The following is a 20,538-nucleotide window of genomic DNA, read 5'->3' as shown; positions in this document are numbered from 1 at the left end:
CAGAGCGCGTACCCAGACATGGCGGTAGGCGGGATGACTCGGATCGATAAGCTGCATGTGTTCCCCGGTCATGTTTCGATCACTTGTCTTTAGGCCGGATTTTGTAAAAGTGAAAGGGCAGCGGGCTTGACGGCTCGAACGGAAGGTGGAATGAAAATTCCACAGATACGCAAATTCGGTTCATTTGTTCCGAATTCCAGGGAGGGTTTCATGACAGTCAGATTTGGTCTTCTCGGTGCCGGCCGCATCGGCAAGGTTCACGCCAAGGCGGTGAGCGGTGATCCGAACGCGACGCTCGTTGCTGTCGCTGATGCGATGCCGCAAGCAGCCGAAGCAATCGCGTCCGCTTATGGCTGTGAGGTGCGCTCGATCGAGGCGATCGAGGCGGCCAAGGACATCGATGCCGTCGTCATCTGCACGCCGACCGATACGCATGCGGATCTGATCGAGCGCTTTGCCCGCGCCGGCAAGGCGATCTTCTGCGAAAAGCCGATCGACCTCGACGTCGGGCGGGTCAAGGCCTGCATCAAGGTGGTCGAGGAAACCAACGCCAAGCTGATGGTCGGCTTCAACCGCCGCTTCGATCCGCATTTCATGGCCGTGCGCAAGACGATTGACGACGGGCGCATCGGCGAAGTCGAGATGGTGACGATCACCTCGCGCGATCCGGGCGCTCCGCCCGTCGACTACATCAAGCGTTCGGGCGGCATCTTCCGCGACATGACGATCCACGATTTCGACATGGCCCGCTTCCTGCTTGGCGAGGAGCCGGTATCCGTTGTGGCGACTGCCGCCGTACTCGTCGACAAGGCGATCGGCGAGGCGGGCGACTACGACAGCGTCTCGGTCATCCTGCAGACGAAGTCCGGCAAGCAGGCGGTGATTTCCAATTCCCGCCGCGCCACCTATGGCTACGACCAGCGCATCGAAGTGCACGGTTCGAAGGGCATGGTTGTCGCCGAGAACCAGCGCCCGGTCTCGATCGAAGTCGCAAACGGCGACGGTTACACCCGCCCGCCGCTGCACGATTTCTTCATGACCCGTTACACTGAAGCCTACGCCAACGAGATTGCAGGCTTCATCGCGGCGATCGAAAAGGGCGCAAAGATTTCACCCTCCGGCGCTGATGGCCTTGCGGCCCTGGTGCTGGCCGACGCGGCGGTGCAGTCCGTCAAGGAAGGCAAGCTCGTCAAGATCGGCTGAGCTCCCTCCGGACCAACCATACTGGATGGCCGGGCGCGCGCCCGGCCATTTCCTTTCGGCGCCGACCATCAGCCAAACTTGAAATAATTATCAACGCTTTGCCTTTGACGCGGAGAGGTTGGACCGCTATTGGCGCGACAATACCTCTTGCCCCAGAGTCCTCCATGACCCTCGATCGTTATGCGCCCGCTATCTTCGTGCTTTTATGGTCCACCGGCTGGGTTGTGGCGAAGTATGCGGCGCTTCATTCCGAGCCCTTCACCTTCCTCGGTATGCGCTATGCGCTATCGGCGCTTGCCTTTCTCGCCCTCTGTCTGGTGCTGAAAGCGAAATGGCCCGACCGGGCTACGGTGCTGCGGGCGATCTATTCGGGCTTCTTTCTGCACGGCTTCTATCTCGGCGGCCTCTGGTGGGCGATCGCCAATGGTGTTCCGGCAGGCATCTCCGGGATCATCGCCGCTCTCCAGCCGCTCATGACGGCTATGGCCGCGCCTTTCCTGATCGGCGAACGGCTGCAGCCGACGCAGAAGTTCGGCCTTCTCCTCGGCTTCCTCGGCATAGCGATTGCCGTTTCCCCGAAGCTTTTCGACCCTGGATCCGTGAGCCTCGCTCATGCGGCGGTGCCATTGGCGATCAATCTCCTCGCCATGGCCTCGGTCACGTACGGGACGATTTACCAGAAAAAGCACCTGCACAGCGGCGACCTCAAGACGATCGCGACGCTGCAGTATGTGGGCGCGCTCATCGTGACTGTCCCTCTGGCGCTCGCGTTCGAGCGGCTGCATTTCGACGGTACGGCGCAAGCGTTTGCGGCGCTGGCCTGGTCGGTCTTCGGCCTGTCGATGGGCGGGGTCGGGTTGCTTCTCTACCTGATCCGCAGGGGGCAGGTCTCCCGCGCCGCGTCGCTGATCTACCTGATGCCGCCGACGGTCGCCATCGAGGCATTCATAGCCTTCGGCGAGCCGCTGACCTTGCCGTTGATCAGCGGAACGATCGTCGTCGTCACCGGCGTCTATCTGACCAACCGGAAGAGCGCCGTCCGGGTGGCTGAAGCCTAGGCCCTAACCCTAGTCGCGTACTCATAAATCGACGGAGCCGGACGAGGCGCGTTGGGTATCAAATGCCATCGACCGCGGAGCCCTAGGGCAACTGTGCGCCATAAGCGGCCGCTGGAAGAGTTGGCACGGCCCTTAATGCGCGACGCGTCTCCATGCGGTGTGGAGCGGAATGGCTGCATACGCCTACGGTTTCATCGTCGCTCATGATAAGCTTCTTTGTCTGTTTGCTGTCGATGAGCCTGCACGGCGGCTCAGGCAGGCGCTGCTCGGACATCGCGCTTGTCCTGGCAGTAGACGGCTCCGATAGCATCGATGATGACGAGTATGCGTTTTAGAGCACGCGCGGAATAGCGGTTTCGACAGTCCTAGCAGCCGAAGTAAGTCCAAGGCATCAAACAACTGGGCCAAGTGATCTTTTGCTCGGGAGTTTTCGACCTCTAAATGCATTCATGCAAACCCACATCCGCATTCAACAAGCAGAGGGATCACGACAATGAATTCAGCTTTGTTAACGCTCTTTGTGTCAGCAACAGTCAGCCTCCTTGGCACTTTGGCGGTGGCCGCTGACAACGCTGCAACCGTCACACCACTCATAAAAAAGGACCTCCCAAATTATCCTGGCAAGGAGGGGCTGATGATATCGGTCGAGTATGGGCCGGGAGGTTCCGATCCTATTCACAAACATGACGCAAATGCATTCGTCTATGTTCTGGAGGGCTCGATCGTGATGCAGGTCAAGGGAGAAAAAGAAGTCACCTTGTCGCCGGGAGAGACCTTCTACGAAGGTCCTTCCGACATACACTTGGTCAGCCGCAATGCGAGCACGACTGAACCGGCGAAGTTTATCGTCGTGCTGCTTAAGAACAAGGATGCTCCGGTTCTCATGCCGGTAGAGTGACATTCGGTGCGGTGGCGACGAACCAGTGCACCCTATACTGATAACTCGTTGGCATGATCGTCGCTTTCGTATCTAGCGTGCCGGTCGGACGCCACCTCCCGCAAAAGGACGTTATCATGCGCAAGAATCATGGAAGGGGTCTCTTGTCCTCCGGGCGCAAGTACTAATCGCCGACGAACGTGACCGTCTCGTCGAGCGGGACGCGGCCTGTCCGGGGGTAACTTACGGTGGGGTCCTCGTACCCGATCGACATGCCGCAGAAGAGGATGAGCCCGTCCGGGGGTGACAGGACCTCCGCGACCGTCTCGCGAACCTGCGACCACGCCATCTGCGGGCAACTGTGCAACCCCTCGGCGCGGAGCAGCAGCATGATGGTCTGCAGATACATGCCGACGTCGGCCCATTGGGGCCGGCCCAGGTCGCGGTCGATGTAGCAGAACAGGGCCGCTGGCGCGCCGAAACAGTTCCAGTTGGCGATGGCTGCCCGCTGGCGCGCCTCCCAGTCCTCGCGCGCAATGCCGAGAGCGCTGTAGCGCTCCTTGCCGAAGGCGGATCGGCGCTCCGCGTACGGGGACTTCAGCACGGACGGGTACATCTCGTACTGCCGCTCGTCCCAGGGGTCGCCGTGGGCCACGCGCTCGACGGCGCATGTCTTGAGCTCGGCCAGCGGCGTGCCGGTCAGTACGTAGGTGTTCCACGGCTGGATGTTCGATCCGGACGGCGCCCAAGCTGCGGCGGTCAGCACGCGCTCAAGCACCTCCCTCGGCACGGGCTCGTCTTTGAATCCGCGCACCGACCGTCGGCTTGTGACTGCCTCATATACATCCATGATGATCACCTCCCTACCGCCGGCTATCCGTTTCGTTCAAACGCATGCGGTCGTCCAGTTCGGCCCTGACCCGACAGGCGGTCAGTACTCCCAGGGGCCTGGTACCCAACGAAAGACGTCGCCGGCGACCGCCACATGGCAGACGGACGGGAATGACAGGTGCGTCGCCACCAGCGACTCGCGGTTTGCCGCCAACTCCCGCAGAAGACGGACCCGGACGCGGGCCGCCTCCTCGGGATCGTGTTCGAAACCGTTGTACCAGTCGGGGTGCTCGAACCCGACCTGGAACACGGCATCTCCGGCGAACGTCAGCCGGTCGCCGCTGGACGCCAGGCGCACCACGCTGTGCCCGGGGGTGTGGCCGCCGGTGCGTTGGACGAGCACCCCCGGCGCCACCTCGTGCTCGTTTTCGAACGTCCGCAACAGGCTGTGGTACTCTTCCAAGAATCGCTTTCCCGTCCGCCGAAGCGCGTCCGGGAACCCCGGCGGCATGGAGACGCGGGAGAAATCGGGCGACTCCCAGAACTCGGCCTCGGCGGTCGCCACGTGGACCCGCAGGTCAGGACGCAGCCGCTCTTTCACCCCATCGGCGAGCAGCCCGCCAATGTGGTCCATGTGCAGGTGGGTGAGCACCACGTCGGTCACGGATGCGAGATCGATGCCCGCCGCCTCCAGTCGCTGGGCCCACTGCCCGGCCCGCGGCAAATCCGGGAACTCGCCCCCGATCCCAGCGTCGATGAGTATGGTCCGGCCGCCGCTGCGCACAACGACCGCGTTCAGCGCCCACTCGAGCACGTCCGGCGGCAGGAACATGTCCTCCAGCCAGGCCGCCCGGACAGCCGGGTCGACGTTGTGGCCCAACATCGCGCCTGGCAGCGATAGTACCCCATCGCTGACCACCATGACGTCAATCGTGCCGACCTTCAGCGCATAGCGCGACGGAACCAACTCGTGCTCCGGTCTACCGTGGATGTACCTCGCGTTCACCTTGTCGGCGCAGTGTTTGACCGGGGGGTGTGGGGTGTTGTCCAAGCTCATGTTTGCCTCCTGTCGACCGCTTTGGTCTCGAAGCCGCCGGCTCCCGCGGGATGGCACGCGCCGCCGAACTCGGAATTGGCTTGCGCCTTGCGCAACCGATCACGGCAGACCGCCGGGCGGTTAATATAGCGGGCTTGTGCTAGGCCGTATAATCACAAATGTCGTTGGCAATTGATAGCGCGACTGATCCAAGGGTGCTTGACGAGGAGATCTTTGATGAGGCGACGCCGTTACGAACTGACCGACCGGGAATGGTCGATCATTGCTCCGCTGCCGCCCAGCAAGCCTCGCGGCGTGCCGCGTGTCGATGACCCTCGGGTTTTGAACGGCATCCTGTGGCATCGCCACGCGCTACTACAAGGACCCGGCGAACTACCTCGCCGCCGTAGTCGCAGGCCGCATCCAGGCGTAATGAGGCTACGGCCTAGTCAGGCTGCCGGGTCGGCATGGGTCAGTTGGTGAATCTTTCTCACATGCGTGACAGCCGCGGCACCGCCCGCTGTCTTGGTGAACAGATCCAGTTTCTCTTCCTCGCCGTCATCGACCGGGGTCAATGCCTGATCCATGTAGCTCTTTGAGGCCGGATCCCTTTTGATGAAGAAGGCGGCGGCGCTCATGCGCAGGATAACGCCGGCCAGCTTAACGTGCTTGGCCACGGTTTCCCACACGAAATGCGGCCAGAAGACGAGAGGGTGCGGCCGTGGCAAGCCTGGACGCCGCTCCGAGGGATGCTTCAGCCGCAGCAGGCCGCTTTGCAGGGGGTGCACTTTCTCCAGCGGCACAGTCGTTGCAAAGGACACCAGAACCTTGACAAGGCTTGCAAGCGGAACGCCCGTTGCAACGGCGCGGCGGAGCAGCGTCTTCACATGTTCCGGCGAGTAATAGAGCGACCAGGCCTCGAGATAGATGCTTTCCCATTCCTGTCTGCTCATCTTTTCGTGGGCAGTGCAGACGTGCTCGACGTCATAGGTGTTCAGGTCGGCGTCCATTTCGACGCCCTTGCGCCAAAGCGTCTGGTGGTCCTCCGAGCCGGGCAGCGGCGTCAGGACGAAGAACTCGATGACATCCAGCGGCAGTTCGTGCTGAATGATCTGAATGTCGCGGCGAATGGTTTCCGGCGTGTCAGAAGGGAAGCCGAGGATATAGCCGGCCAGCGTCATGATGCCCTGCGCCTTCCAGGCCAACAGCATCTTTCGGTATTCGGTGATCTTGTTCTGGTTCTTCTTGGCGGCCGTCAGGTTGTCCGGATTGACGTTTTCCAGACCGATGAAGACACGCGTGACGCCAGCGCGCTTCGCCTTCTCGATGAAATTCGGGATCTTGTGGCAGAGCGTATCAACCTGGATCATCAGGCCAAGCGGGATGCCGTCTCTTTCCTTAAGCTCGATCAGCCTGTCGAAGATGGCTTCCCAGTCCTTGTTGCGGGCGAAATTGTCGTCGGTGATGAAGAATTTGTGGATGCCCTGCGCCCAGTTCATGCGCACCAGCTTCTCGATGTCGTCGGCCGACCGGAAGCGCGATTTGCGGCCCTGCACATTGATGATGGTGCAGAATGAGCACTGGTAGGGGCAGCCGCGGCCTGCGTCGAAACTGCTGCTGAGACCGAGGGTGTGTTCGATATTTTTCTTCGGCAGGAAGGGCACCGGCGTACCGCCGATTCCCGGAAGGTCATTCATGAAATTGTAGACCGGCTCAAGTTCGCCATAGGCCGCGTCATGCAAAACCTTGTCGAGCCTCCCTTCGGCCTCACCGGCGAACATCGAAATGCCCATCTCGCGGCAGGCGTCAAGCTCGACCGCCTTGCCATCAAGCATGGAAAGGCAGCCGGAGACGTGAAAGCCGCCCATCGAAACAGGAATGCCTGCCGCGCGAAACGGGCGGGCGATGTCGAGGGCTCGCGGATACTGGTTCGACTGAACGCCGACCAGTGCGACCATGCCGAAATTGCCGTGCTTCTTCAGCAACGCAAGCAGCTCGGGAATATTCACGCGGGTATTGGTTTCGTCGATCACCTTGATGTCGATGGCGACGTCCGGGCCGAGCACTTCGCGTTCCGCGCAGTCTGCGGCAATACCAAAAAGAGCCGCCAGCGAGTTCGAGGGAATCATCGCCCGCCACCAGCGGATCACGTAGCCGTCGTCGTCATAGTGCGACGGCTTGAGGAGAATGAGCTGAAAACGGCGGCCGCTGGTCGCTACAGGTGATCGCAAAGTCTGAGTCTCTCTCTCTGAAATCGAAGGCACTAAATGAGAACCATCGCCTTGCCGGCGCGGGCATGCAAGCGGACTGTTATGATCGGCAGGGTAGTCCGGCAAAAAGCAATGCTGATCACGATACTATTAAATATGTCACCGGCGCGTTCTCTTACAAGGAGATCCGCCGGTGAAAGCCATACAAACAGACGTAAAGCAAAAAAAGGCCGGAAGATACCGGCCTCTTTCTGAATTCTCTATTCAAGCCCGTTCGCGGCGCTGGCCGCCGCCGTTGCGGGGGCCTTTTCGGCGCATGCCGCCGCTGCCGTCCTGGCGCTCGCCGCCGCCATGGGCCTGCGCGCCGCGATCTTCGCCGTGCTTGTGTGCCGGGCGGCCGTGGGCCTGGCGGGCACTGCCGGGATGATGACGATTATTCTCGCCACTGCCGCGGTTCCCGTGAGGATGCGTGCGCTGTGGCTTGTTGGCCGGGCGGAAATCCGAGGTCGTGGCCAGATCGTTGTCCGGACCGACGGCAGGCGTGGGCTCGCCACGGCGCTGGCCGCGGAAGTCCTCATTGCGGGCGGTCTGGCGCTCCGGACGGGGGCGACGCTCGCGACGTTCCTCGTTGTTGGCGCGCACTTCGCCGCCTTCGCCTTCGCGGCGCGGACGACGTTCCGGACGGCCGCCGGAGCGGTTCTGTTCACCACGGCCTTCGCCGCCACGACCCTCACCACCACGACCCTGGCCGCGGTTGCCGCCATTGCCGTTGCCATTGCCGCGGCGAGGCGCCGCGTTCATGTTGGCCGGTGCTTCACCGCTGGCAACGGTGATGTTGATGCTCATCAGGCGCTCGATGTCGCGCAGCAAACGCGACTCGTCGGGCGCGCAGAAGGCGATCGCGATGCCGTCGCGGCCGGCACGGGCCGTACGGCCGATGCGGTGGACATAGGCTTCGGCAACTTCAGGCAGGTCGTAGTTGTAGACGTGGCTGACAGCCGGGATGTCGATGCCGCGGGCGGCAACGTCGGTGGCGATCAGCGTCTTGATATCGCCGTCACGGAAGGCCTTGAGGGCACGCTCGCGCTGCCCCTGGCTCTTGTTGCCGTGGATGGAGGCAACGGAATAGCCTACGTGCTCGAGGTGCTTCATCAGCTTCTCCGCACCATGCTTGGTGCGCAGGAACACGATGGCGCGGCCATCCGGGTTTTCGGTGAGCGACTTCTTCAGGAGATCCGTCTTGTCGTTCTTGCCGTTGACGAAATGGACGTACTGCTCGACCTTGTCGGCAGCCTTGCCCGGGGGCGTGACTTCGACCGTAACCGGGTTCGTCAGGTACTCGCCGGCGAGATCGGCGATCGACTTCGGCATGGTGGCCGAGAACAGCATGGTCTGGCGCTTCTTCGGCACCATCTTGGCGATCTTGCGCAGGTCGTGCACGAAGCCGAGATCGAGCATCTGGTCGGCTTCGTCGAGAACGAGGTAGCGCACGGCAGTCAGGCCGATGGCACGACGGTTGACGAGATCGAGCAGGCGACCGGGCGTCGCAACGAGGATGTCGGTGCCCTTTTCAAGCTGCAGCTGCTGCTTGTTGATCGACACGCCGCCGACGACAACGTTGATGCGCAGGTGCGACTTGCGCAGGAAGTTCTTCAGGTTCGTGGCGATCTGGTTCACCAGTTCGCGGGTCGGGGCGAGGATCAGCGTGCGCGTGGTGCGATTGTCCGGACGCCGTTCTTCAGGGATGAGCTTTTCGATGAGCGGCAGGCCGAAGGCGGCCGTCTTGCCGGTGCCGGTCTGGGCGAGGCCGATCAGGTCACGGCCTTCGAGGAGAAGCGGGATCGCCTTTTCTTGGATGGGAGTCGGCGTTTCGATGCCGAGCTGGAAAAGTGTGGCGACGATCGGCTTGGAAACACCAAGCGATTCAAAATTGGTCAAGTCATAACCTTTTTAGGGCGCGCCAAAACAATATCGCCGGATCGCAGAGTGCGGCCCGGTGTCATTCTGGCGTCAAGCACCCCGCGTGAAGTGGGAACTTGTCTTGTTGGAAAAAGCTTTCCAGCGCTTCTGCCGCGTCTTGGGATGCGGCCTGTATGAAATGCGCTTTTGTCCTTCTTCCTGCATCCTATTTGCTGGCAGGGGCACGCTCACGCGGCGGCCGGAAGGTGAAAGCTATGCCGCATTTGGGCTAGTTTGCGTTGAAAGTCAAGCCGACACGCGAGAGAAAGGTGTAGCGGGCGCCGCCTCAATGAGCAGCGGCGCGACGCAGATAGGCTCCTCAGTAGCGAGGGCAGACCCGAACGTTGACCCACACGTCCGACCGATGATCGTAGCGGCGCTCCACACCGCAATAGCCGTAATTGCGGTAATAGCCCCCATAAGGTCGATAGTAGGAGCGATAGTAAGGACGATGATAAGGCCGGTAGTAATAGGGCCGATAATAGGAGTTGTAGTAGGGCCGGTAGTATGGCCGATTGTACGCATACGGCCGGTAATAATAAGGACGGTAGTAGCCTCCATAGCCGCCGTAAACTCCGTAACCGCCATAGCCGCCGTAAACTGGGTAGCCGCCGTAGGCTGGATAATATCCGGGGCGCACCGCCGTCGAGAGCAGGATGCCGCCAACGGCGCCGGCGGCGACACCGCCCCAGAAGTCATCCGAGACGGCGTGTGCAGGCGTTGCTGTTGTGAGTGAGCTGGCAGTCAGGGTCAATGCAATCAGGCCCGTCGCCATTTTATGAAGAACGGACATGGTCGTTTCCTTTCATCGACGACGCTTGTTCTTTGAGCGACGGTAGAATCCGCTTCGATCACGGCAAGTTGATGGAAAAAAGCGGTGCCGCAAATCAAATCTTCTCGACTATACTTGCGTTTCGTTTTCGGCGGTATCGCCGTCGCGAAACGCCCCAAGAGCGAATGTCTCCGCAGGCCCACCGCTGAGTTTCCGGTGCTTCCGAGCGTTGAAAATCGTGCGGGATCAATGCGATGGCGCCTTGATGCTTCCGTTCAGATTCAACCTTAAGTCGGTCGTCTTGCTCGGCCGTCGGCTTCGACCCTTATGGTTAAAGCATTGTTAAGCGGCCTGGGATTATGGTGTCCTGATGAATTTTCAGTCTTTTGCGGGAGTGCGTGCTTTTTGATGTCTGCGGGAAACCTTCTGGAGCTGGCATGCAGCCGGATCGCAGATCTGGAAATCCCGGCCTATGTCAAGAACAGCGAACTTCGGTACGTTGCCGTCAACGAAGCCTACGCGCGTTTCTTCGGCGGGGAGATTTCGGATTTCATCGGCCACCGCACACGCGAAATTCTCGACCGTCCTGAAGAAGAGGAGCGTGAAGACAAGGAGCGCCGCGCACTCGTCTTCGGCACCGAAGAAAACGCCATCTGTTTCGATGCTGCGGAAACTGTGCATGCGCGCATCCAGATCGAAAGCTTCATGCCGTCGGAAGAAAGGGCTTATGTGCTCGGTATCTTCGCGGACAACGGCCGCCGGTTGGAGCAGCGCGAGGACGAGCTTCAGCCTCTGCTCGATCGCGCCAAGTCCGAATTCCTTGCCCATATGAGCCACGAACTCCGCGGGCCCGCGAACGAGGTGCTCGGCATGGCCGGGCTTTTGGCAAAGACCGATCTCGAGCCGCAGCAGAGAGCCTTTGTCGATAGCATCGTCAAATCCGGCAACGCGCTTTTGAAGACCATCAATGACATTCCCGATGTTTCGAAGATGGACGCCGATCCCGAGCCGCTACCCATCGATGTGCGGGGGGCGCGTGTACTCGTGATCGACGGCAACGAGGTGAATCACCAGATACTCCGCGAGCAGTTGGCGTTCTGGGGGTTCGACGGGGCGGCGGCCGAAGATGGCAGAACCGGAGTTGCGATCCTCGAAGCGGCGGGCGACATGGGTGTCAATGTCGATGCCGTCATACTCGACCATCACATGCCGAACGGCGCGGAGATTGCCCGCATCCTGATGGCCGATGCCCGTTTCGAGAGCTTGCCCATCATCTTTTTGACCTCGATGGACAGCTCCGGCACGGAGAACGAATTCGCGGGCCTCAACGGCCATGCGCATCATATGAAACCGGTGCCGGCCAATATTCTTCGCAGTACGATCATCGAGGTCGTGCGCGCAAGCCGCGTGAAGCGAGGACCGGCCGCTGACATCGTCGGCAAGCCGGCGTACCTCGATTCGAGTGCTCAGGAACCAGAGTTCATCGATGTACTCGTCGCCGAGGACAACGAGGTGAACCAGATCGTCTTCACGCAGATACTGCAGGGCACCGGCCTCAGCTTCATGGTGGTCAATAGCGGTCAGGAAGCGGTCAATGCATGGCAGACGCATTTGCCGCGCATCATTATGATGGACCTGACGATGCCGGTCATGAGCGCCTACGATGCGACGCGCGCGATCCGCGAGCGTGAGCGCGGGCAGGGGCACCGCGTACCGATCATCGGGGTAACGGCCCACGCGCTGGAAGCCGACCGCGAACTCTGCCTTGCCGCCGGGATGGACGACTATATGTCCAAGCCGATTAGTCCCGAACTGCTGGAAGAGAAAATTCAGCTCTGGCTCGGCATGAGCGCTGAGCGTCCCGGCCTTAAGGCTTGATGCCGCAGAGCATCTCCCGCTTGCCGGCATAGCCCTTGCGCCGCTCGACTGCAAAGCCGGCAGCGATCAGATTGCGCCGGACAAAACCTGCCGCGGCATAGGTCGCGAAGCTGCCGCCGGGAACTGTCCTTTCAAAGACGAGACGCATCAGATCCTCAGACCACATGTCGCCGTTTCGCGATGGCGCGAAGCCGTCGAGATACCAGGCGTCGAAGCCGGGTTCGGCCGCCGCAACGCCTTCGAGTGCCGGGCCGCAGACGACGTTCAGCCTCGTCTGGCCGTCCAATGCCAGCGTCACGGTGCCTTGTGGTTCGCCCGGCCACATTTTTGTCAGCGCCTGCCGCTCGGCGTCGATTTCCGGCCAGCGCGACAGCGCGCGATCGATATCCTCAGCGCGCATCGGGTAGAGCTCGAAAGACATGAAGACGAGATGCTGACCGTCTGTGCGGTGTGCTTTCCATTGCCGCCATGTCTCGACGAAGTTCAGCCCGGTCCCGAACCCCAGTTCTCCAATCAGGAATTTGTCTTTTCCGGCCCAGCGTTCCGGCAGGCCGTTGCCTGCCAGAAAGACGTGGCCGCATTCGAGCCGCCCATCCGTCTGGCAATAAAAATGGTCGCCAAAGGCAGCCGAATAGGGCATATCGCCGTCGCGCCATTCGAGCGGCAGGCTCGTGCTGCCACTCTGATCGGGATCAATCTCTGTCATGCATAAAGCCGATAGTGCGGCCTTCTCCTCTGGTCAATCGTCTGTCAGCCTGCTGATTGCGGGCGGCGGCATCATGGGGCTGTGGGCGGCGGTTTACGCCGAGCGCCTTGGCATCGATACCCTGCTCGCCGATGCAGGCGAACTGGGGCAGGGTGCCAGCGGCGGGCTGCTCGGCGCCCTGATGCCGCATATGCCGGACAAATGGAATGCCAAGAAACAGTTCCAGTTCGATGCGCTGGTTTCGCTCGAAGCCGAGATCGCCGCGATAGAAGCCGCGACCGGTCTTTCCGCTGGTTATCACCGTTCCGGCCGCGTCATTCCGCTGCCGAAGCCGCATCTGCGCAAGATCGCGCTTCGCCATTCCGCCGACGCCGAAACGCATTGGCATCAAGGCGGTCGCTGCTTCCATTGGCATGTCGGGGATGCTGCGCCAGTCGCTGGCTGGATCGATCCGGCCGCAGGAGAGAGCGGCTTCGTTCACGATACGCTCGCTGCCCGCGTTGCGCCCCGCGCGCTGGTTGCCGCGCTTGCCGCGTTTCTCCGGCAGGCAAAACATATACATATCGTCGAGAACGCGGCCGTCGGAGCCCTCGAACCGGAACGCGGCACTGCCGAGGTCGGCGGAAAGCCGGTACGCTTCGGCCGCTGCATCATCGCGGCGGGGCACCAGTCATTTCCTTTGCTGCAGCAGTTCACGCCGGGCTTGGGCAAGCCGCTCGGCCAGCCGGTCAAGGGGCAGGCGGCGATGCTGAAGGCCGATATCGATCCGGCCTTCCCGACCATCTTCCGCGATGGGCTTTACATCGTGGCGCACGAGGGCGGCCACGCCGCCATCGGCAGCACCAGCGAGAACAATTTCGACGATCCAGTCTCGACCGATGCCCAACTCGACGCGCTGATCGAAGCCGCGCGCGAAATGGCGCCCGTGCTTCGCAACGCCCCGGTGGTCGAGCGTTGGGCCGGTCTTCGCCCCAAGGCGATCGACCGTGATCCCATGGTGGGTCCGCACCCGGCGCATCCGCGGCTCATCGCGCTGACCGGCGGTTTCAAGGTCAGCTTCGGTCTCGCACACCGTCTGGCCGAAGCTGCCGTCCATATCGCTGTCGGCCGGTCTGCCGCCTTTGCACTGCCGGAAAGCTTTGCGCTTTCGAGTCACATGACGGCGAGTTCACGCTAGACGTGAATTAGAAGGTTATCTCTTTCGTTATTCTGTCATGCAAATCACCTATCTGCTTGCGCATTGAAGGCGCGGAATCGCCCGCGACGCCTTCCTGGAACGGAGGAAATTGCATGCGCTACGCCATTTGCTTTACGCCTTCGCCGAGCGATCCGCTCAGCCATGTGGCGGCGAGCTGGCTTGGCAGGAACGTGTTTTCAGGCGAAATGGTCGAGCCTCCGGCAATCCGCGGTATCGGCATCCACGAGATTGCCTTCCACACGGCCGTGCCGCGCCGTTACGGTTTCCATGGCGTGTTGAAGGCTCCATTCCATCTCGCGAGCGATGTCTCGGAAACGCAACTCATGCGCGATCTGATGCGTTTCTCCGGTAGCCTCCACCCTTTCCGGATTCCGTGTATCGAGGTCGCACGCCTCGGCAGCTACTACAGTCTGGTCCCGTCGATCCCCTGTGACCATGTCCAACATCTGGCATCGGCAGTCGTCCAGCATTTCGACCGGTTCCGTGCGCCGCTCTCCGAGGCTGACATCGAGCGGAGCGATCCGGACGGGTTGTCGGCTGCGCAGTTCGCCAACCTGCACCGCTGGGGCAATCCCTATGTGATGGACGAGTTCCGCTTCCATATGCCGGTAACCGGTCCGGTCAATTCAATCGACATGCCGCGCATCGAGCAGGCACTCCGCTCGGTCTTCGAGCCGGTTCTCGCCGAGCCGATCACTGTCTCCAACATCGCGCTGATGATCGAGGAAGGCACCGGCGGGCCGTTCCGCGTTCATTCGCTGCATCCGATGGGTAAGGTAAGCGCGCGCAAGATCGCCTGATCAGATACTGCGCTTGTGCCGTAGCGCCCCAAAGTCGGCTTCGCATTTCCGTCTCGACATTCTATCTCCGGATGCTACCGTCTCGCCTGTCTCTCAAAAGGTGATCTGATGGCATCCGATACCTATCCGCGCAATCTCGTCGGCTACGGTCGCAATATTCCCGATCCGAAATGGCCGGACGGCGCCCACCTGGCCGTGCAGTTCGTCATCAATTACGAGGAAGGCGGCGAGAGCTCGATTCTGGATGGCGATCCGGCCTCCGAGAACCTCTTGTCGGAAATCGTAGGCGCGCAGCCTTGGCCCGGCCAGCGCAACCTCAACATGGAATCGATCTATGAATACGGCTCGCGCGCCGGTTTCTGGCGGCTGTGGCGCATGTTCACCGAACTCAAGGTTCAGGCGACGGTCTACGGCGTGACGCTCGCCATGGCCCGCAACCCGGAAGCCGTCGCAGCAATGAAGGAAGCCGGCTGGGAGATCGCCAGCCACGGCTACCGTTGGCTGGAATACAAGGATTTTCCGGAAGACCTCGAGCGCAAGCACATTCTCGAAGCCGTGCGTCTCCACACCGAGATCACCGGCGAGCGGCCCTACGGCATGTACCAGGGCAAGCCTTCGGACAATACGCTGCGGCTGGTGCAGGAGGAGGGCGGCTTCCTCTATTCATCAGACTCTTATGCCGACGATCTGCCCTATTGGGTGAAGGGTGTGGACGACAAGCCGTTCCTGATCATTCCCTATACGCTGGAAACCAACGATATGCGGTTCGCCACGCCGCAAGGCTTCAACTCCGGCGACCAGTTCTTCGCCTATCTCAAGGATGCCTTCGATACCCTCTATGAAGAGGGCAAAGCCGGCAGCCCGAAAATGATGTCGGTCGGCCTGCATTGCCGCCTTGTTGGCCGCCCGGGCCGCGCCGCTTCCCTGAAGCGGTTCATCGAATATGTGCTGAAGCACGACAAGGTCTGGATTCCGCGCCGCATCGAAATTGCCGAACATTGGCACAAGCACCACAAGCAGGAAACAATCTGATGATCAAGCGGGACGAATTCGTATCACGCTTCGGCGGTGTCTTCGAACATTCGCCCTTCATCGCGGAGCGCGCCTATGACGACGGTTTCGTGAGCGATGTCTTGACCGTCGACCGGGTTCACACAGAACTCGTCGCAATCTTCCGGGCCGCGAGCCCCGAAGAGCGGCTTGGCGTGCTTCGCGCCCATCCCGATCTTGCCGGGCGTCTGGCGATCGCCGGCGACCTGACGGAGGACAGCAAGAAGGAGCAGGCAGGCGCCGGTCTCGACCGGCTGAGCGCCGAGGAGCATGCCCGTTTCACCGAACTCAACGCGGCCTATACCAAAAAATTCGGCTTTCCCTTCATCATCGCCGTGAAGGGGCTGAACAAAGACGACATTCTCGCGGCTTTCGAAACGCGCATCAACAACAGCCGCGACGAGGAATTCAAGACCGCAGCCGAGCAGGTCGAAAAAATCGCGCTCCTGCGCCTCACATCCATGCTGGAGAAATGAATGACCGAGAATAGCACGACCAGCTTGCCCCCCTTCGCTGCCGGCGCGATCAATCTTGCTTCCGCTCGGCTCGGCGCCAAGGGACTTTACGCAACGGACGAATTCTTCGCGCCGCTGGAACGTATGCTGGCCGATACGGATGCCTTCTGGGATCCCAACCTTTATGACGACAACGGCAAGTGGATGGATGGCTGGGAGAGCCGGCGCAAGCGCGTGCCTGGCCATGACTGGGCAATCATCAAGCTCGCCATGCCGGGCCGCATCTTCGGCTTCGACGTCGACACCAGCTATTTCACGGGCAACTATCCGCCGCATTGCTCGATCGAGGCCGCCTTCGTCGAGAACGGCGATCCGGGCGACGCGACGGTCTGGACCGAGATCCTGCCGCAGTCGCCGCTTGGCCCAAGCGCGCACCATTTCTTCGAAAATGCCGACAAGCAGAAGATCTGGACGCATCTGCGCCTGCACATCTACCCCGACGGCGGCGTCGCGCGCCTGCGGGTCTATGGTTCGGCCTATTTCGACTGGTCGAAGGTCGGAAGCGCGGAGGAAATCGATCTCGCCTATATCTTCAACGGCGCGAAGTCGCTCGCCTGGTCGGATGCCCACTATGGCCATCCGGACAAGATGCTCGGACCGGGCCGGGGCATCAACATGGGCGACGGCTGGGAAACCAAGCGCCGGCGTGGTCCGGGCCATGATTGGGCAATCATCCGTCTCGGCCATCCGGGCACGATCAAGCGCGTGATTGTCGACACGGCCTTCTTCAAGGGCAATTTTCCCGATAGCTGCGAACTTCTCGGCGCCTATCTGCCCAAACTCGGCGAAACGCTGAGCGAGGCCGAGATCGCCGCTTCCGAAAGCTGGGAGCCGATCCTGCCGCGCAGCAAGCTGCAGATGGACCACATCCACGAATACGGCGCGGACGCCATCGTCGATATCGGGCCGGTGACGCATGTCCGTATTGCCATGCATCCGGACGGCGGCATCATGCGGCTGCGGCTTTTTGGGGTAAAAGGGTGAGTTCTTTCCTCTTTACCGTGGCTCGCCTATATTTGAGGCATCAGGAGTGAGGCCTCGATGAAGCCGTCGGAAGTGCTGGAAAAGAATAGGCAGGCGATCCGCGACGCGACGAAGCGGTTCAACGCGGCGAACCCGCGCGTCTTCGGTTCCGTGGCCCGCGGTGAGGACCGGGCGGGCAGCGATCTGGATATTCTGGTGGATGCACTGCCGGGCAGCACATTGCTGAGCCTCGGCGGACTACAGGATGCCTTGGAGCAAATGATGATCGGCACACCAATCCACCTGCTCACGCCGGGCGATTTCCCGGAATCGATCCGCGTGCGGGTTCTTTCCGAGGCCAAGCCTGTATGAACGACAGTCGCGTCCCCTATATGCTGGAGCGCATTCGCTCTGCCGCAGCGGATGCACATTCGATGATTTCGAATGTCAGCAAGCAACATTTTCTGCAGGATATTATCCTGCAGCGCGCTGTTGGTATGAGTCTTCTGATGGCATCGGAAACTGCTGCGCAATTGATCAAGGCTTTTCCCGAATTCGAGGTTGAGCATCCGGAATTTCCCTGGGGGGCAATGCGCGGTATGCGAAACCGTATTGCTCACAGCTATTTCGATATCGATCTTGAGAAGGTCTGGGCCACTGCCAAAGACGACGTTCCCGATCTGCTGGACAGGCTAGATCTCGTCCGCCACTGGCGCGCGCAAGGCGAATAGCCGATGTCCCGCTTCCTCGACATACACCCCCTGACCAAATCCGCCTTCGCACCCTTCGGGGACGTGATCGAGTTCGATCCCGCGACGATGCGCTACATCAACGGCGGCAATACCGAACGCTTCCATGCGCTGGCTGTGGCAGAGGCGGCAGGCGAGGGAGCGCGCGTGATCGTCAACCTTTTCCGCGGCCAGCCGCGCAGCTTTCCCTATGAGGTCGGGATGATGGAGCGGCACCCGCTCGGCAGCCAGAGCTTTTCGCCTCTTGTCGATCGGCCGTTCCTTGTCGTCGTTTCCGAAGACGAGGGCGGCAAGCCGGGCCGGCCACAGGTGTTTCTCGCCAGCGGAGGGCAGGGCGTGAATTATCGCCGCAACGTCTGGCACCATCCTTTGATGGCCCTTGACGAGCCGAGCACGTTTGTCGTCGTCGATCGTGACGGACCGGGCAACAATCTTGAAGAATTCTTCTTCGACACACCCTTTATCATCAGAGATCCAGCCCTATGACCGGACTGACGACCCATGTTCTCGACACCGCCTCGGGCAAGCCTGCGCAGGGCCTGAGGATCGACCTTTTCCAGATCAACGGCGACGTTCGCCGGCATATCAAGACGGTGGAAACCAATGCTGACGGCCGCGTCGATGGCGGCCCGATCCTTTCCGGCGACAGCTTCAAAACCGGAACCTACGAGCTGCTTTTTCATGCGGGCGACTATCTGCGTGCATTGGGCACGCCGTTGCCGAATCCGGCCTTTCTCGATCTTGTGCCGATCCGCTTCGGCATCGCCGATTCCCGAGCGCACTATCACGTGCCGCTTTTGATCTCGCCCTACGGCTACTCGACCTATCGCGGCAGCTAGACGATGCGCTTTGCGGCTATAGCGGATATCCATGGCAATGCGCTGGCGCTGGAGGCGGTGCTTGCGGATATCGCGGCTCAAGGTATCAGTGACATCGTCAATCTCGGCGATTGCTTCAGCGGTCCGCTGCAAGCAGGCAAAACCGCCGATCTGCTTATCCCGCTCGGTATACCGACGGTCCGCGGCAACCACGACCGCTATCTGATCACGCAGGCGCGCGAAGACATGCATGCCTCGGACGCCGCAGCCTATGATCAACTCAGCCCATCGCATCTCGAATGGCTGCGACGGCTACCGACAAGTCTTGTCTCCAAGGATGAAGCCTATCTCTGCCATGCAACGCCCGCCGCCGACGATCTCTATTGGCTGGAGACAGTAACGCCGGAGGGGCAGGTCTGCCTGAGGCCGCAGGTCGACATCGAGCGATTTGCCGAAGGGGTCGGCCTGCCGCTTATCCTTTGCGGCCACACGCATCTGCCGCGTGTGGTACAACTTTCCGGTGGCCGTCTTGTGGTCAATCCCGGTAGCGTCGGCTGCCCGGCTTACAACGACGACCGGCCCTATCCCCACAAGGTGGAGACGGGCCATGCCATGGCATGCTACGCAATCCTGGAAAAGCCCGCATCCGGCTGGACCGTCGAGTTTCGCACGGTCCCCTATAATCACATGGCGATGTCGCGACTTGCAAAGGCAAACGGCCGCCCGGACTGGGCGGCTGCGCTGGCGTCGGGCAGAATGCCGTAGAGTTACTGCCGTCCGGCAATGATCGACGAATTCACGTCGTTGATGTCGCGCTTGCCGCAGAGCGCCATGGTGATATCCATTTCCTTGCGGATGATGCCGAGAGCGAGCGTCACACCTTCCTTGCCCATGGCGCCGAGGCCATAGAGGAACGGGCGGCCGATATAGGTGCCCTTGGCGCCGAGCGCCATGGCTTTCAGCACGTCCTGGCCGGAACGGATGCCGCCATCGAGATGGACCTCGATCTTATGGCCGACAGCGTCGACGATTTGCGGGAGCATGCTGATCGAGGAGGGGGCGCCATCCAGCTGACGGCCGCCGTGATTGGAGACGATGATCGCATCGGCACCGGTTTCGGCTGCCGCCTTTGCGTCTTCGACGTCCAGAATGCCCTTGATGATCAGCGGGCCGCCCCACTTTTCCTTGATCCAGGCGACGTCGGCCCAGGAAAGCCGCGGGTCGAACTGCTCCGCCGTCCAGGAAGAGAGCGACGAGAGGTCGGAAACATTCTTGGCGTGGCCGACGATATTGCCGAAGGTGCGGTGTTTCGTCTTGAGCATGTCGAGGCACCAGAAGGGCCGGGTCGCCATCTGCCAGATATGCTTCGGCGTGAATTTCGGCGGGGCCGACAGACCGTTGCGCAGGTCCTTGTGCCGTTGGCCGAGGATCTGCAGGTCGGCCGTCAGAACCAGTGCCGAGCATTTTGCCGCCTTGGCGCGGTTGATGAGGTTCATGACGAAGTCCTTGTCCTTCATCACGTAGAGCTGGAACCAGAAGGGACGCGTCGTGACCGAGGCGACGTCCTCGATCGAGCAGATGCTCATGGTCGAGAGCGTGAAGGGAACGCCTGCCTCTTCGGCGGCGCGCGCTGCCAGCATCTCGCCGTCGGCGTGCTGCATGCCGGTCATGCCGGTCGGTGCAAGTGCCACCGGCATCGAGACCCTCTGGCCGATCATCGTCGTTTCCAGCGTGCGGTTGGTCATGTCGACCATCACCCGCTGGCGTAGCTTGATCTTGGAAAAATCGCTCTCGTTCGCCTGATAGGTCGACTCCGTCCAGGCGCCGGAATCCGCATAGTCGAAGAACATCTTCGGTACGCGGCGTTGTGCCATTTTCTTGAGGTCGGCGATCGTGAGCGGAGTGGCCATGCATA

Annotated in this window: 21 protein-coding genes and 1 pseudogene; 15 read left to right on the top strand and 7 right to left on the bottom strand. The window is 61.2% G+C overall.

The genetic code is table 11. From position 1 onward, the window contains the following. Positions 1-210: 210 nt before the first annotated feature. From iolG to ACPYOI_RS27670, 3 genes are all read left to right on the top strand, one after another. Positions 211-1,203 (top strand): inositol 2-dehydrogenase, encoded by a 993-nt coding sequence (gene iolG, locus ACPYOI_RS27680; RefSeq protein ID WP_481419724.1) that lies wholly within the window; start codon positions 211-213, stop codon positions 1,201-1,203. A gap of 164 nt (positions 1,204-1,367) precedes the next feature. Then, positions 1,368-2,261, top strand: coding sequence for a DMT family transporter (locus tag ACPYOI_RS27675; protein ID WP_481423622.1), 894 nt, complete (start codon positions 1,368-1,370; stop codon positions 2,259-2,261). A gap of 493 nt (positions 2,262-2,754) precedes the next feature. After that, positions 2,755-3,159 carry a cupin domain-containing protein gene (locus tag ACPYOI_RS27670; RefSeq protein WP_481416662.1) on the top strand — a complete coding sequence of 135 codons (405 nt, stop codon included), beginning with the start codon at positions 2,755-2,757 and terminating at the stop codon, positions 3,157-3,159. A 163-nt stretch (positions 3,160-3,322) separates the two neighbouring features. On the opposite strand, the gene ACPYOI_RS27665 is transcribed toward ACPYOI_RS27670, so the two are convergent. Both ACPYOI_RS27665 and ACPYOI_RS27660 read right to left on the bottom strand, forming a co-directional pair. Continuing rightward, the gene (locus tag ACPYOI_RS27665) at positions 3,323-3,988 is read right to left on the bottom strand and encodes a nitroreductase (RefSeq protein WP_481416663.1); all 666 of its coding nucleotides are present in this window, start codon (positions 3,986-3,988) and stop codon (positions 3,323-3,325) included. 81 nt (positions 3,989-4,069) lie between these two features. Next, on the bottom strand, positions 4,070-5,026 hold the full coding sequence (locus tag ACPYOI_RS27660; protein ID WP_481416664.1) for an MBL fold metallo-hydrolase: 957 nt from the start codon (positions 5,024-5,026) through the stop codon (positions 4,070-4,072). Positions 5,027-5,242: 216 nt separating this feature from the next. Here ACPYOI_RS27660 and ACPYOI_RS27655 point away from each other — a divergent pair. After that, a pseudogene (locus tag ACPYOI_RS27655) lies at positions 5,243-5,365 on the top strand (transposase); the annotation flags it as partial. A gap of 89 nt (positions 5,366-5,454) precedes the next feature. On the opposite strand, the gene ACPYOI_RS27650 reads toward ACPYOI_RS27655, so the two are convergent. From ACPYOI_RS27650 to ACPYOI_RS27640, 3 genes are all read right to left on the bottom strand, one after another. After that, positions 5,455-7,236 carry a B12-binding domain-containing radical SAM protein gene (locus tag ACPYOI_RS27650; protein ID WP_481416665.1) on the bottom strand — a complete coding sequence of 594 codons (1,782 nt, stop codon included), beginning with the start codon at positions 7,234-7,236 and terminating at the stop codon, positions 5,455-5,457. A gap of 243 nt (positions 7,237-7,479) precedes the next feature. Next, on the bottom strand, positions 7,480-9,153 hold the full coding sequence (locus ACPYOI_RS27645) for a DEAD/DEAH box helicase (RefSeq protein ID WP_168830369.1): 1,674 nt from the start codon (positions 9,151-9,153) through the stop codon (positions 7,480-7,482). A 340-nt stretch (positions 9,154-9,493) separates the two neighbouring features. After that, positions 9,494-9,967 carry a hypothetical protein gene (locus ACPYOI_RS27640; protein WP_481416666.1) on the bottom strand — a complete coding sequence of 158 codons (474 nt, stop codon included), beginning with the start codon at positions 9,965-9,967 and terminating at the stop codon, positions 9,494-9,496. Positions 9,968-10,351: 384 nt separating this feature from the next. On the opposite strand from ACPYOI_RS27640, the gene ACPYOI_RS27635 reads away from it, so the two are divergent. Then, positions 10,352-11,824, top strand: a complete 1,473-nt coding sequence (locus ACPYOI_RS27635) for a hybrid sensor histidine kinase/response regulator (RefSeq protein WP_481416667.1) — start codon at positions 10,352-10,354, stop codon at positions 11,822-11,824. Here ACPYOI_RS27635 and mnmC2 read toward each other — a convergent pair. Then, complete coding sequence (gene mnmC2, locus ACPYOI_RS27630) at positions 11,814-12,530, bottom strand: tRNA (5-methylaminomethyl-2-thiouridine)(34)-methyltransferase MnmC2 (protein ID WP_481423621.1); 717 nt, start codon at positions 12,528-12,530, stop codon at positions 11,814-11,816. The two genes, ACPYOI_RS27635 and mnmC2, sit on opposite strands and share 11 nt — an antisense overlap. On the opposite strand from mnmC2, the gene ACPYOI_RS27625 reads away from it, so the two are divergent. From ACPYOI_RS27625 to ACPYOI_RS27580, 10 genes are all read left to right on the top strand, one after another. Further along, positions 12,529-13,707 (top strand): NAD(P)/FAD-dependent oxidoreductase, encoded by a 1,179-nt coding sequence (locus tag ACPYOI_RS27625; RefSeq protein ID WP_481416669.1) that lies wholly within the window; start codon positions 12,529-12,531, stop codon positions 13,705-13,707. The genes mnmC2 and ACPYOI_RS27625 overlap by 2 nt on opposite strands. Before the next feature lie 113 nt (positions 13,708-13,820). Continuing rightward, the gene (locus ACPYOI_RS27620; protein ID WP_481416670.1) at positions 13,821-14,528 is read left to right on the top strand and encodes a DUF1045 domain-containing protein; all 708 of its coding nucleotides are present in this window, start codon (positions 13,821-13,823) and stop codon (positions 14,526-14,528) included. A 108-nt stretch (positions 14,529-14,636) separates the two neighbouring features. Further along, complete coding sequence (gene puuE, locus ACPYOI_RS27615) at positions 14,637-15,560, top strand: allantoinase PuuE (protein ID WP_481416671.1); 924 nt, start codon at positions 14,637-14,639, stop codon at positions 15,558-15,560. After that, a complete protein-coding gene (uraD, locus tag ACPYOI_RS27610) occupies positions 15,560-16,054 on the top strand; it encodes a 2-oxo-4-hydroxy-4-carboxy-5-ureidoimidazoline decarboxylase (RefSeq protein WP_168830375.1) in 495 nt (164 codons plus the stop codon). Before puuE ends, uraD begins: the two co-directional genes overlap by 1 nt. Next, positions 16,055-17,077: an allantoicase gene (alc, locus tag ACPYOI_RS27605; RefSeq protein WP_481416672.1), complete on the top strand. Its 1,023-nt coding sequence runs from the start codon at positions 16,055-16,057 to the stop codon at positions 17,075-17,077. Positions 17,078-17,134: 57 nt separating this feature from the next. Beyond that, complete coding sequence (locus ACPYOI_RS27600; RefSeq protein WP_481416673.1) at positions 17,135-17,428, top strand: nucleotidyltransferase family protein; 294 nt, start codon at positions 17,135-17,137, stop codon at positions 17,426-17,428. 20 nt (positions 17,429-17,448) lie between these two features. Then, complete coding sequence (locus ACPYOI_RS27595; RefSeq protein ID WP_246704458.1) at positions 17,449-17,787, top strand: HepT-like ribonuclease domain-containing protein; 339 nt, start codon at positions 17,449-17,451, stop codon at positions 17,785-17,787. Positions 17,788-17,790: 3 nt separating this feature from the next. Then, entirely contained in the window at positions 17,791-18,291 is a 501-nt protein-coding gene (locus ACPYOI_RS27590; RefSeq protein WP_481423620.1) for an ureidoglycolate lyase, read from the top strand. Beyond that, entirely contained in the window at positions 18,288-18,644 is a 357-nt protein-coding gene (gene uraH, locus ACPYOI_RS27585) for a hydroxyisourate hydrolase (protein WP_481416675.1), read from the top strand. The genes ACPYOI_RS27590 and uraH overlap by 4 nt, the downstream gene beginning before the upstream one ends. Before the next feature lie 3 nt (positions 18,645-18,647). Next, on the top strand, positions 18,648-19,388 hold the full coding sequence (locus ACPYOI_RS27580; RefSeq protein WP_481416676.1) for a metallophosphoesterase family protein: 741 nt from the start codon (positions 18,648-18,650) through the stop codon (positions 19,386-19,388). Between the two features lie 2 nt (positions 19,389-19,390). On the opposite strand, the gene ACPYOI_RS27575 is transcribed toward ACPYOI_RS27580, so the two are convergent. Further along, positions 19,391-20,533, bottom strand: a complete 1,143-nt coding sequence (locus tag ACPYOI_RS27575) for an alpha-hydroxy acid oxidase (protein WP_481416677.1) — start codon at positions 20,531-20,533, stop codon at positions 19,391-19,393. Positions 20,534-20,538 lie beyond the last annotated feature (5 nt).

It is taken from the genome of Rhizobium sp. SVR5-2C (genome assembly GCF_056755115.1).
The sequence above is the reverse complement of the archived record's forward strand: the minus strand, read 5'-3'. Positions and strand labels throughout refer to the sequence as shown.

Bases quoted from the DNA above. Each gene is read 5' to 3' on its own strand.
- ACPYOI_RS27660 (WP_481416664.1), bottom strand. From the start codon at position 5,026: ATGAGCTTGGACAACACCCCACACCCCCCGGTCAAACACTGCGCCGAC.
- mnmC2 (WP_481423621.1), bottom strand. From the start codon at position 12,530: ATGACAGAGATTGATCCCGATCAGAGTGGCAGCACGAGCCTGCCGCTC.
- alc (WP_481416672.1), top strand. From the start codon at position 16,055: ATGACCGAGAATAGCACGACCAGCTTGCCCCCCTTCGCTGCCGGCGCG.
- ACPYOI_RS27670 (WP_481416662.1), top strand. From the start codon at position 2,755: ATGAATTCAGCTTTGTTAACGCTCTTTGTGTCAGCAACAGTCAGCCTC.
- iolG (WP_481419724.1), top strand. From the start codon at position 211: ATGACAGTCAGATTTGGTCTTCTCGGTGCCGGCCGCATCGGCAAGGTT.
- ACPYOI_RS27590 (WP_481423620.1), top strand. From the start codon at position 17,791: ATGTCCCGCTTCCTCGACATACACCCCCTGACCAAATCCGCCTTCGCA.
- ACPYOI_RS27600 (WP_481416673.1), top strand. From the start codon at position 17,135: ATGAAGCCGTCGGAAGTGCTGGAAAAGAATAGGCAGGCGATCCGCGAC.
- ACPYOI_RS27675 (WP_481423622.1), top strand. From the start codon at position 1,368: ATGACCCTCGATCGTTATGCGCCCGCTATCTTCGTGCTTTTATGGTCC.
- ACPYOI_RS27595 (WP_246704458.1), top strand. From the start codon at position 17,449: ATGCTGGAGCGCATTCGCTCTGCCGCAGCGGATGCACATTCGATGATT.
- ACPYOI_RS27620 (WP_481416670.1), top strand. From the start codon at position 13,821: ATGCGCTACGCCATTTGCTTTACGCCTTCGCCGAGCGATCCGCTCAGC.
- uraH (WP_481416675.1), top strand. From the start codon at position 18,288: ATGACCGGACTGACGACCCATGTTCTCGACACCGCCTCGGGCAAGCCT.
- ACPYOI_RS27665 (WP_481416663.1), bottom strand. From the start codon at position 3,988: ATGGATGTATATGAGGCAGTCACAAGCCGACGGTCGGTGCGCGGATTC.
- ACPYOI_RS27625 (WP_481416669.1), top strand. From the start codon at position 12,529: ATGCATAAAGCCGATAGTGCGGCCTTCTCCTCTGGTCAATCGTCTGTC.
- uraD (WP_168830375.1), top strand. From the start codon at position 15,560: ATGATCAAGCGGGACGAATTCGTATCACGCTTCGGCGGTGTCTTCGAA.
- ACPYOI_RS27575 (WP_481416677.1), bottom strand. From the start codon at position 20,533: ATGGCCACTCCGCTCACGATCGCCGACCTCAAGAAAATGGCACAACGC.
- ACPYOI_RS27640 (WP_481416666.1), bottom strand. From the start codon at position 9,967: ATGTCCGTTCTTCATAAAATGGCGACGGGCCTGATTGCATTGACCCTG.
- ACPYOI_RS27580 (WP_481416676.1), top strand. From the start codon at position 18,648: ATGCGCTTTGCGGCTATAGCGGATATCCATGGCAATGCGCTGGCGCTG.
- puuE (WP_481416671.1), top strand. From the start codon at position 14,637: ATGGCATCCGATACCTATCCGCGCAATCTCGTCGGCTACGGTCGCAAT.